This is a genomic window from Candidatus Poribacteria bacterium, from assembly GCA_028820845.1.
In the GTDB taxonomy this organism is placed as follows: domain Bacteria; phylum Poribacteria; class WGA-4E; order WGA-4E; family WGA-3G; genus WGA-3G.
Genome location: JAPPII010000103.1, coordinates 1 through 11,128 on the forward strand (window position 1 = coordinate 1; position 11,128 = coordinate 11,128).

Below are 11,128 nucleotides of genomic sequence, written 5' to 3' on the forward strand. Positions count from 1 at the left end.
AAAAAACTTGGATAAAATTTGCTAAATTGTGGTCTGAATAAACGGTGGCACTTCATTGTATAGTAAATCGCAAAACGTCTAGATATCACAGAATGACGCGTAAATATTAAAGGTTTTCTGTGAAATTTATCCAGTATTGATTTTTCTATGCTGCTTCCAAGTTTAACTATGCTTAACTGAGAATCTACTGCGGTTGAATCAACAAACGCTAAGTTTTGAAAAAGAATGTCACGTTCTTGCGGACGCCATTTGTTATATTTTGTAGTGAATATTCGCCGCATCTTTGCCCCTTTATTTTATAAAATTATCGAAAGGCGACTGTGCGGAATACCTTTAAATAGGTTACCTGGATTATCACCGTAACTGCTTATCGCAAGTTCACCAGCGGTGGTTAACAAATTACGCAAAGGCGTAAAACCATCTGTGCAAACAGCTGCTGCTGGAACAATAAATCCAATATACCCACTCGATGACAAGTTAAGGACAAGTTCCCAGACCATGGCATACAAATTACCGCACTTTTCAGTTTCGTACCCTTTCACTGTGTACTGCTTCTTGACCTCCCTATACTCCTTATACGGCGGATTGCCGATAATTACATCAAATCCACCGCCCGTGAGGATTCCGTAAAACGCAATAAACCAGTGGAAAGGTTTGTGTGAAGTCAACCAATTCTGATAAGCAGGTTTTTTGTTCGGGTCTACCTGATACTCTCCAGCGAGGTATAAATTGAGCTCATCTTCTAATTCCTGAAGTTTATCTTGCAACACCTGTTTGTCAGCAAGTGTTACGTCCCCGCCTAATTCAGTCTGTTGCTGGCGAAATAACGTAAATAACCGATCAAAATCTTCAGTCTGCTCTTGGATGCGCGCCATTGCGTCGTCAAAGTCAAGTTTACTTTCAATAGCCTTTTTCACTGCGTCATAAGTCGCATAGCCGACGAGGGTATTGCCTGCCTGAACGTTGAAGTCGATGTCTGGCAGCGGTTCAATCCGTTTTACATCCTCAATCTGTGCCACCATTTTGAGAAAGAGACGCAGCTTGCAGATTTCAATTGCCTCGTCCATGATGTCCACACCATAGAGGTTATTGATGATAATGGATTTGAGGATAAAATATTTGCGATTCGGATGCTGCTTGATGTCCGCAAGGATATTACAGAAGTCATTATATTTGCGAGACTGTCTCGATTCAGAGTTATCTCCTACCTCGTCTAAGAAAACCTGCATCCGATCAAGGCACGCCTCGTAGAGCGGTTCAAGGATATTCAAGGCAGCAAAGAGAAACGCCCCAGAACCACAGGTGGGGTCAAGGATTGTTACTTCAGTGATGGCTTTCCAGAAGGCGCGAAGGAGTTCGGGGCCTTCGCAATTCTCAATGACATCCTGAGCAAACTGACGGATGTTGAGATTATAGGTAATCAGATCGTTAATGTTATCTATTTCCCCGTTTGCGAGTTTGGCGCGAACAGTTTCATAACGCTGTCGGCGTGCGACAGTCTCTCGCCATATTTCTGTGGGTAGGGCACAGTCGGAGTCAGCGAGTGCGTTCCAATCGGTGCGTTTGGAAACATTGTTAATGCCAGCAGCGATTTCTGCTGGCAAATCCAAATCGACCCCCTTTTTAACAGCATCGTAGATGTAGCGGTTAGGGTCGGCTTGTAGGAGTTGCCAGACAGAAGCCTCGCCTTCAAATGCGATTTTACACGCCTTTTTTGCCTTGTCAAAGAGAAACGGAATGATGGTATTCTTGCTGATGTACTCCGTGATGTCCTCTTTGGTGTAGTAGGCACCCATCTGTTTCTGGCTGATATACTTTTCAAAAATGTAGCCAAGCACATCGGGATTAATCTCGTTATCGTTCCGTAGCGGACGGTCGTCAAGGTGCCACTGGTACTGCTCAAAGAATTTGAAAATCTGTTCAAATGCCTTGTCGGGGATCTCAATATTTTCGCCGTGAAGTGTCTCCAGTTGATGTTTTTGAAAGATACCGCCGTTGAGGTATGGAATTTTTCCAAGTAGACGTTTCATCTCTCTGCTTCGTTCATTTTCTGGCTTGGCGAACCCTTCAAAGAAAAGGGGACAGAGGAAGTCTTTGTAGTAGCGGTTGGTCCCGTTCGCTTGGCTCCGTACCAGTTTGGCATGCAGATAATTTTCGTTGTTATCAAGGAAATTTTTCTTCTGAATGAAGTAGATGAACATCAGACGATTGAGCATTACAGAGACATACCACTTTTGCATATCTTCATCGGGCACCCCTTTGAGAAATTTGAGGAAGGCGGTATGTTCTCTTTTGAAATGGTCATAGAATTTTTTGGTGACCTTTTCAACGTCAAAAGCAGTTTGAACTCTTCCTATTACGCCGAAGAGTCCAAGTTCCTCTTCTTCGTCAAGGGTAAAAACAATATCGCGCAATTTTTGAATGAGGGATTCGCCGGAGTGTTCGTTGCTGTTATAGCGGTGTTCACGACAGGCGTCGGGTTTGCCTTGTTCCCGTTTGACCCACTGCCATATCTGTGTGGTTTTGTCAGCGTCGGTGTAGATAATAAAGTGTTCGTGGGCAGATCTGGCAACCTGTTTTTGGATTTTGCGGCGGGTGGCGTAATCGGGGATGCGTCCGTCGGTTTCAATTGCTGGACACTCAAAGACAATCACCCCGCGTTTTTGGGCGATTGCGGTGAGTGTATATTCGGTTTCGTCTACTGTGATATTGAGTGGTTGGGGTCGGTAATAGTCCTAACCGAGTTGTTGTGTAAAAAGGTTTTCAAAGTCGGATTCTCTGAGGTATTGGCGTGTTTCTCGTTCATTGAGCATTAGCGTTTTCCTATATTAGTTTTGTTTCATTATACACAAATGTATTGGGCAAGTCAAGATTCTCGGAGTGAGGATCGCGAGCACAGCTCGCTCCTACAAGCAAGAAGTCCTGGGTTAGGGATTACAAATCCCTCCTACGAAGCCCCAATGAACAGACGATTTGTGGTTCTCGTGTTTGGCGTTCTTCCTCAATAATACAGAGTCGCTCATCTTCCCACAAACCAATGACCAATGCAGCAAGATCTACATTAGAAATACCACTGCGAAGTTGACGGTTGAGGGAGTCGGTTGCAGTTTGACGGAGTGGATGCCGGTAGATCGCTTGAATGACTCTTTCAAGTTCCTGCATATCCACAAACAACGAGCCTTCCACCTCAGAGGCGTAATCTTTCAAACGTTCATAAGTACGGAAGCGCGCACCCGATGGTCGTCCAAGTTGCCCACCAACCGACCGCTCCTCAGAGACGATTAGCCTCGCGGCTTCTTCTACGAGACGGTGATGCCCTTCAAGGGGGAGGAGTCCTTCAGTATCCGGTTGGCAAGCTGCGGCTTGAAGAATCGCAAATTGGGATTCCGTGACGCTCTGCCCATCCCGGTCCATCCATGCAAGCGCGTCGTTTTCTTGTCCTGTACGGATATAGACCAGCGCGCCTTCAGGTGTGGTATCTGTTGGCGTATGCGGTCGGGTCGAATAAACGACAGACGGCAATTCAGGGATAACCTTTTCTAAGCTTGGGTCTTGTGTAATCGCATTTTTCCAAATCTGATACGCATGAGAGGCGAGATCGACATCGTTATCTTGCTCATCATCGAGCAAGCCTGCCTGTTCGTTATAGAGGTTAACGATTGTCTCATTACCTTCATCACCGTCATCTTCAAAGAAGGCTTCGTCCGTGCCAATGACCTCTCTGTTCTGCTGGAGGCGTGCGCGGACACGCCCACGTAAATCAATAATGCGTTCTACACCTTCGGCGGGTAGAAACGAATAGCATAAAATTTCTTCAGCGGTTTGCCCAATTCGGTCAACCCTACCCGCGCGCTGCACAAGGCGTATGATTGCCCACGGTAGGTCGTAGTTGACGACGATTGAACAGTCTTGTAGATTCTGCCCCTCACTGAGAACATCCGTGCTGATGAGTATCCGCAACTCGTCTTGGGGCTTAATGCTACGCCGTTTATCGTTGCTCACAGGACTGAATTGCCACGCCAACCCCGTCGGATCTGCCGAGCTGCCGGTTGCTGCTGCGATTTGCGTGAGTCCGCGCTCTAAGAGCGCGTCCATCAGATACTGCACCGTATCCGCAAATTGCGTGAAAACGAGGACCTTCTCGTTAGGGTGTGTCTGGGTTAATGCGTGAAAACGAGGACCTTCTCGTTAGGGTGTGTCTGGGTTAAAAGGTTTTGCAGTGCGTTGAGTTTTGCGTCTTTTTCGGGGTCCCATGTCCCGTATTGTTTCAAGATGTCAGTGAGTGCGATCGCGTCATCCGTGAGATCTTCGCGCAGCATCGAATGGAAAAGATTTGAACGGATCCATTTAAATCGGCTTTGATACCGCGTCTCGTAGAGCCTATAAATTTCGGCAGCGCGCTGTTTGTATACATCGACTGTATATTCATTAGACGGCGAGTCGGTCCCTTTAATTTCTGTATCATCCTCAGTTTAATAAGTTGTTTACCATCGAAAAATTAATACAGCACCGGCTCGGTTAGGTTTCATGGATTATTTTTACTTATCGGGCTCCTTTGTTCCAAATATAACTATCAACTGCCCGAACAGAAAGCCCCAAACATTTAGCAGCTGCTTCTAAGTGAGCGTGTGCTTCTAACTCTGATACGTCTCGATTTAATATATCAGATACAAATCTGATGATATAAATATCCGGTTTTGTAGTATCCACACCAAATAATATACAGAGATACTGAAAACCAGCAGGTCCAAAACCACTAATGTTTAATCTATCGATCTCGGAGTGTGCTTGCATTGCCCACTCCTTGAGAACCTTTTCTTCAGGCATTGCTGGTGTTTGTTGAACAATTGCACAAAGAAACATGACAACCTCATGCAGAATCCTTGCACGATCTTCGTGATCATAATTGAGTTCTTGTTGCACAAACACGTGCGGTGTTGAATAACCTGTCATGAGCTCAGCTAACTCAGTGATTTGTTGTATATCGGGATGATTGCTGATAAAAAATTTTAGCCGAGGCACCACAAACGTGTCGTATGATCTATTGAGTGAAAGGACACAATCAATAACTTTAAGGGCAGGTGGGCGGGAATCCATCAAATCTTCAGAGCTTAAAAGATCGGATGCAAACTTCGCTATTTCAGTTGCCACAGCCTTGACATCAGCCTTGGCAATATTAACTTTTTTCACTGATAATTTTCCTTTTTAGTTGTTAAAAAGTTATGGGTTTTCGTCACTTTAATACATTTCGCCACTTCCCGATGTGAGTCGGTTGCGGTAGGGACAGCCTCAAGCGAGGCTGCTCACATTCCCTACCAAGTGACGTTCTGAATATTATACAATTCTTGGCATTTTTTGTCAAACTAAAAGATTGAGCGATTTGTTGTGAAAACTAATTTAACTAAACCCAACACTGCTTATTGCGTATTATTATCAACAGAATTCGTTTGACACAATTTCAATTTTGCGTTACACTATGTGCGCAAAGTGGCGTTTTAGGATTCAATTTTTTCACCATAAGCGGCGGAGTCAGTGCCGTTTCTAAAGGAGGCTCTCATGTCGAAAATTCTCGTGCTATCAGGCGAAAATCACCGCTTTAATGCAAGTGCCGAGGTCATTCACGATTTTCTTTCCAAAGATGCCGATATTACAGCAACGCTCACCGAAGACAAAGGGGTTTTAGCATCACCTGACTTGAACACCTACGATGCCTGTGTCTTTGGTACAGGCTTCACGCGTACGGAACGCCGAGAAGACGGATCTGTCGAGCGTGTTTCCGATTTAGCCCCCGCTGAAGAAAAAGGGTTGTTCCAATTTGTCAGTGAAGGTAAAGGGTTGATCGGAATCCACGGGACCGCATGGTGGATCGGCGGGCAGGCAATGGACCTCATCGGTGGAGCCTCTAATTGGCATCCGCCCGGCTCAACCTTTACCGTCCATATCGAGGATAACGCGCACCCGACGACACAAGGCGTTGAAGATTTCGATGTAGAAGATGAAATCTATATCTCCGCACACGACCCGCACGTCCATGTCTTGGCATCCGCGGAATGGTTCGGCAAGGCACACCCCATGGCGTGGGTAAAGCCTTACGGCTCTGGACGCGTCTTTTACACCACTTTGGGACACGGACCCGGAACATTTGAGCGCGAAGGTATGCAGAAATTCCTTACCCAAGGCGTAAAATGGGCAGCGGCATCATAGAATATCGCACGGCGAGGCACAACTGCCTCGCCACACCACTGCTTAAAATATAAATATAATGTCTACACCCAAAATCAAAACCATAGAAACCGAAGTCGTTGAGGTAAATCATCGCGGCAATTGGCTCTTCGTCAAACTCCACGCCGACGACGGCACAGTCGGGGTCGGTGAGGCTTCCCACGGTAGAGATGACGGTCAGGTTCAACACGTCATTGACACCCTCAAACCCGCACTGATTGGGTGGAATCCCTTCCAATTGGAGGCATTCCGTCAGCGTTTTTATCGTGATACCGAAAGCCACACCTATCACACGGCACTCAGTGGGATTGAGCAAGCAATGTGCGATCTGGTAGGCAAAGCGTTGAATGTGCCGAGTTATCAACTTTTAGGGGGCAAATGTCGAGGAAAGATCCGTCTCTATGCCAACATTAACCGCGCCACAGTCGATCGGAGCCCATCCGGGTTCGCCAGCAACGCCGAGCGTGCCGTTGCCGAAGGATTTACGGCTATAAAATGCGCCCCCTTTGACGACGTTTCAACGGCAAATATATCAAGCGGGAGTCTCACGCCTGCCATCTGTACCGGTATTGATCGGATTCGCACAATCCGCGCCGCAATCGGTAGTGACATCGATTTGATGGTAGACTGCCACAGCCGCTTTAACCCGGGTATCCTCATACAGGTCGCAAAAGAACTGGAGGACTTGCACCTCTTCTGGATTGAAGACGCAGTCCCGTTGGACAATCTTGATGCTTTCGCGCATATCAGCCGTTCTATCAGCATCCCGATTGCAACCGGTGAACGCTTACGAACCCCTGAAGCTTTCGATAGATTGCTCAGACACGCAGAAGTAGATTATATCCTACCGGATGTCAAACACGTCGGCGGAATTTCGGGGTTGAAAAAAATCGCCACACTTGCTGCTGCGCGCAACGTTATGGTAACGCCTCACAATCCGAGTGGTCCTGTTGCAACGGCTGCGAGTGTGCAATGCATGGCAAGTGTCCCGAATTTCGCTATCCTCGAATACGCTTGGGGAGAGGTAGCGTGGCGCGCGGATCTCGTTTCACCGCCAGAGAAGATAGTCAATGGATTCATTGAAGTCCCTGACCGACCAGGATTAGGCATTACACTTTAGACCTAACCCAAGTTGCTATTTACAAGATTTTGTAGCGTAAACTTTTAGTTTGCGACCACTCGGAAAGTCAAACTAACAAACAAGCAACAACTTGCGTTAGAGATAATAAACATTAGGAGCATAAAATGATACTTTCCAATACCAACTTGAAAGTCATACCAAAATTCGCCACGCTTTTTCTTTTTCTTTTTACCCTCTCTGGATGTGTCGGAAGCATGCAAACGATGCAGCAGGAAAGCAATGAAACCGCTGCCACCACAGAAACGGAAGAACCGGCGCGTCCGATTGCGGAACTCCAACTGTCAACCTCTAAAACAAATTACACAGTAAAGGAAGAGATTCCTCTTCAGGTCAACATTCAGAACGGTAAATTCGATCTACTCGTGCCTTTTTTCGCTGTCGCGACGAAGGGTGCTTTCACACAAGTAACAGTGAAGGACGCAAACGGACAAATCGTCGAATCGAAGCGTGCAATCACACAAGAAAACCCGCAAAAATACGTCCAGCAGGACGGAAAATCTGTCCGTTGTATTCAGGGGTTTGATTTCAAAGCATCCATGAACCAAGAACTGACGCTGAAAGACATACAGAGATATTATCAATTACAACCCGGCACTTATACCGTAACACTCGCGATTGACTTAGAAGTATACCGAGAATCCATAACTGAAGAACATCCAGAAATAGCGGAGCTAAGACGAGACCTCGCACGGCTTCAGAACGACCCGAATCTTCAAGCCGCTGCAAAACAGGACGCGATGAACTATTACCAAGAACAGATTAAATTCATTCAAGAAAGAAGCAAGGACGAGGAGAGGAATATCTATCTACCTGTCAAGGCACGTCGTGGAAAGGCATCCCTCGTATCCAACGAAATCACACTAACGATAGAATAGGATTCCCCTATGAAGAAATTTCCTTTGCTCCTACTCTGTAGCCTCAGTCTATTGCTATGCCTCCCTACTTTCGCGCAAGTCCCTACAACCGCAAAAATCGCTTTTGTGTCAAGAGGTATAAATCCGTCGGGGATCTACCAATCCAACATCTATATGATGAACCCAGATGGCAGCGATTTAGTTAACCTCATCAGTAAATCCCGTAGTAGAGGTATTAACCACATCGCTTGGGAGCCGTCAGGACAGCGAATTCTTTTCTGCTCCGACCACAAAGGCAAGCACGACATACATATCATGAACGCTGATGGAACAGACGCAAAACCGGTGTTCACTGAACCGAGATATAGAGTAGAACCCACTTGGTCACCGGATGGCAAACGGATTGCCTATGTCGCTTCGGCACAACCTATGGGCCGGAGTCTCTACATTGCCTCAACAAATGGACAGTTCGGTAAGTCAATTGTTCAAGTAGGTATTCGTGGCGGGCAGCCTGACTGGTCACCCGATGGAACCGAAATCGTTTTTGTTGCTGCATCTCAGGGCACCCGAAAAATTTACATCCTGAATCTTGAGTCGCACACCCAAAAGCAACTACTGCCAGATAAGAACCCATGGATGCAGCATCCCGCTTGGGCACCTGACGGCAGGAGAATCGCCTTTGTCTGGTCTCCGAATAGGTCCGGCACAGGCATCTATCTCATCAATCGCGATGGGACAGGGTTAAAACAGATTACGAAACCAGATCCGTTGAGAACCTTATCAATAGCATGGGCACCGTCCGGTGATGAACTCGTTTACGCGAAGGATACAAGAGACAGCCTGCATCTCTTCAAAGTTAACTTGAATGATCAGCACGTTCAACAACTTACGCATGAAATGCTCAATTCAGAAGCAATTTGGTTTGATCCAGCGGTAACTGTATCTGTCGAACCTTCAGCATTCTCGTTGATAACAACATGGGGGACAGTCAAGAATCAAAACTGAGTTTGTCCTTCACAAGAGAGGCTTTAAAAAAATAGATGCGCACACGAAAATCTCGGATAGGTTAAAATTTTTTACTTGCAAATCAACGGAAAATAATATATAATTTTAAAAACAGAATCGTAATACGCACAAAAGTTTTGTAACCCCGCGGTTTTCAAGGATAATCCAGAATGCTTTTTAACTTTGCGAATGTGCTAATTTTCCTGATTGTTGGCAGTCTATTTGTCGTCCTAAACCTGACTATCTCTCGCCTCCTGCACACCAAGATATTTTCAGGCGAAAAGTATATTCCCTATGAATGCGGCGAAGACCCGATTGGCGATACGCGGATTAAGTTCAACACCCGTTTTTATGTCATCGCGCTGATCTTCCTCATCTTTGACGTGGAAGCCGTGTTCCTTTTCCCGTGGGCAGTTGTTTTCCGGGACTTTGGGCTTTTTGCGTTCTTAGAGATGCTCGTCTTCATTGTCATCCTATTAGTCGGGCTTGCCTATGTTTGGGCGAAAGGCGATCTGGAGTGGATCCGCTCCACACAACTGGAAGTCCAATCGCTCCGGAGGGAAGAAAGCTATGATAATTGATGAGAAGTTAGATAAGAACGTTATTGTCACCTCAGTGGACGCTGTCGCTAACTGGGCACGCGCCTCGGCACTCTGGCCCATGACGTTCGGGCTTGCCTGTTGTGCTATTGAATTTATGGCGACCGCCGCCTCCAACTACGACCTCGACCGGTTCGGTGCCGGTGTCCCGCGCGCAACGCCGCGCCAATCCGACTTGATGGTTATCTCCGGGACGGTGACGCTCAAAATGGCGACACGGATCCGACGGTTATATGAACAGATGCCGGAACCGAAATACGTCATCTCAATGGGGAGCTGCGCAACAAGTGGCGGTCCTTACTGGCAACACGGATACCACGTCCTCAAAGGTGTCGATCGTATCATCCCTGTTGACGTTTATGTACCCGGATGCCCACCGCGTCCAGAGGCACTTATCGAAGGATTGCTCAAACTACAAGAGAAGATTAGAACCCAAACTGTCGCTAAACGTGAGCATGTTCCCTTCTTGAAACGACTCTTCACCAAAACGGAGTGGTACGAACTTGAGGGAACTGATGCCGAAATTGAGGCAGAAATACCGCCTACGGAAAATGATAACGCAGAAGAAAACACTGCTTAGCATACCGAGGCATCTAACGGTAGATGCGATTTGTAACCGCGACCATGGAGTAGGAATTACGTGAAACCAGAAGAAATCTATGAAGTCCTAACCAAGCAGTTTAGTGAAACCGTTCTCAACTTTGACACCGAACTCGCTGGTGACCCGAGCATCCATATTACCCCCGCAGCCATCGCCGATGTGTGTCAATACCTCGCCGAAACCGATTCATTGGCATTTGATTCTTTAATGTGTCTGAGCGGTCTCGACTTGAACGCTAATGACGAAGAGTTTGCTGTCGTCTACCACCTCTATTCCATGCGACATCGACACAATGTGGTCATCAAAGCTTTGGTACCAAAAACGAATCCACACCTTCCAAGCGTCTCACATCTCTGGAAAACGGCGGATTGGCACGAACGCGAGGCTTACGACCTCTACGGAATCTTCTTTGAAGGACACAATGACCTGCGTCGCATCTTGTTGCCCGACGATTGGGAGGGATACCCACTCCGCAAAGATTACAAGGAACCCGAATTCTATCGCGGCATGCGCGTGCCATATTAGGACAAATGTGTATGGCGTCTACTGCCTCAAAATGTTACACTTTTGACTTTTTTTCCTTTTTTTCGTAGCGGAACATTAGAATCAAAAAGGCTTTGAAAACTCAGGCAGTACAAGGGTTTGTTAGGTGTGATAGCACCCACACGCTAAAGCGTGGGGCTTCGGTTTCGTAGACAGTGCGGTT

11 protein-coding genes and 1 pseudogene are annotated in these 11,128 nt (G+C 46.7%); 7 read left to right on the plus strand and 5 right to left on the minus strand.

From position 1 onward, the window contains the following. From OXN25_19240 to OXN25_19260, 5 genes are all read right to left on the minus strand, one after another. Positions 1 to 281, minus strand: a 281-nt coding sequence (locus OXN25_19240) for a hypothetical protein (GenBank protein ID MDE0426993.1), incomplete at its 3' end; no start/stop codon positions are given. Between the two features lie 15 nt (positions 282 to 296). Beyond that, entirely contained in the window at positions 297 to 2,654 is a 2,358-nt protein-coding gene (locus OXN25_19245; protein MDE0426994.1) for an Eco57I restriction-modification methylase domain-containing protein, read from the minus strand. 280 nt (positions 2,655 to 2,934) lie between these two features. After that, the gene (locus OXN25_19250; GenBank protein ID MDE0426995.1) at positions 2,935 to 4,107 is read right to left on the minus strand and encodes a C-terminal helicase domain-containing protein; all 1,173 of its coding nucleotides are present in this window, start codon (positions 4,105 to 4,107) and stop codon (positions 2,935 to 2,937) included. A gap of 53 nt (positions 4,108 to 4,160) precedes the next feature. Further along, the gene (locus OXN25_19255; protein MDE0426996.1) at positions 4,161 to 4,319 is read right to left on the minus strand and encodes a hypothetical protein; all 159 of its coding nucleotides are present in this window, start codon (positions 4,317 to 4,319) and stop codon (positions 4,161 to 4,163) included. Positions 4,320 to 4,542: 223 nt separating this feature from the next. After that, the gene (locus tag OXN25_19260; GenBank protein MDE0426997.1) at positions 4,543 to 5,190 is read right to left on the minus strand and encodes a hypothetical protein; all 648 of its coding nucleotides are present in this window, start codon (positions 5,188 to 5,190) and stop codon (positions 4,543 to 4,545) included. A gap of 366 nt (positions 5,191 to 5,556) precedes the next feature. Between OXN25_19260 and OXN25_19265 the strand changes: the two genes are divergently transcribed. From OXN25_19265 to OXN25_19295, 7 genes and pseudogenes are all read left to right on the plus strand, one after another. Next, positions 5,557 to 6,204, plus strand: a complete 648-nt coding sequence (locus tag OXN25_19265; protein MDE0426998.1) for a ThuA domain-containing protein — start codon at positions 5,557 to 5,559, stop codon at positions 6,202 to 6,204. Between the two features lie 58 nt (positions 6,205 to 6,262). Then, positions 6,263 to 7,342 (plus strand): mandelate racemase/muconate lactonizing enzyme family protein, encoded by a 1,080-nt coding sequence (locus OXN25_19270; GenBank protein ID MDE0426999.1) that lies wholly within the window; start codon positions 6,263 to 6,265, stop codon positions 7,340 to 7,342. 125 nt (positions 7,343 to 7,467) lie between these two features. After that, positions 7,468 to 8,238, plus strand: a complete 771-nt coding sequence (locus OXN25_19275) for a hypothetical protein (GenBank protein MDE0427000.1) — start codon at positions 7,468 to 7,470, stop codon at positions 8,236 to 8,238. A 9-nt stretch (positions 8,239 to 8,247) separates the two neighbouring features. Next, a complete protein-coding gene (locus OXN25_19280; protein MDE0427001.1) occupies positions 8,248 to 9,222 on the plus strand; it encodes a hypothetical protein in 975 nt (324 codons plus the stop codon). 170 nt (positions 9,223 to 9,392) lie between these two features. Further along, positions 9,393 to 9,803, plus strand: coding sequence for an NADH-quinone oxidoreductase subunit A (locus OXN25_19285; GenBank protein MDE0427002.1), 411 nt, complete (start codon positions 9,393 to 9,395; stop codon positions 9,801 to 9,803). Continuing rightward, a complete protein-coding gene (locus OXN25_19290; GenBank protein ID MDE0427003.1) occupies positions 9,793 to 10,401 on the plus strand; it encodes an NADH-quinone oxidoreductase subunit B in 609 nt (202 codons plus the stop codon). The genes OXN25_19285 and OXN25_19290 overlap by 11 nt, the downstream gene beginning before the upstream one ends. A gap of 60 nt (positions 10,402 to 10,461) precedes the next feature. Next, a pseudogene (locus OXN25_19295) lies at positions 10,462 to 10,902 on the plus strand (NADH-quinone oxidoreductase subunit C). Positions 10,903 to 11,128 lie beyond the last annotated feature (226 nt).

Bases quoted from the DNA above. Each gene is read 5' to 3' on its own strand.
- OXN25_19255 (MDE0426996.1), bottom strand. From the start codon at position 4,319: ATGCTGCGCGAAGATCTCACGGATGACGCGATCGCACTCACTGACATC.
- OXN25_19265 (MDE0426998.1), top strand. From the start codon at position 5,557: ATGTCGAAAATTCTCGTGCTATCAGGCGAAAATCACCGCTTTAATGCA.
- OXN25_19270 (MDE0426999.1), top strand. From the start codon at position 6,263: ATGTCTACACCCAAAATCAAAACCATAGAAACCGAAGTCGTTGAGGTA.
- OXN25_19275 (MDE0427000.1), top strand. From the start codon at position 7,468: ATGATACTTTCCAATACCAACTTGAAAGTCATACCAAAATTCGCCACG.
- OXN25_19280 (MDE0427001.1), top strand. From the start codon at position 8,248: ATGAAGAAATTTCCTTTGCTCCTACTCTGTAGCCTCAGTCTATTGCTA.
- OXN25_19285 (MDE0427002.1), top strand. From the start codon at position 9,393: ATGCTTTTTAACTTTGCGAATGTGCTAATTTTCCTGATTGTTGGCAGT.
- OXN25_19290 (MDE0427003.1), top strand. From the start codon at position 9,793: ATGATAATTGATGAGAAGTTAGATAAGAACGTTATTGTCACCTCAGTG.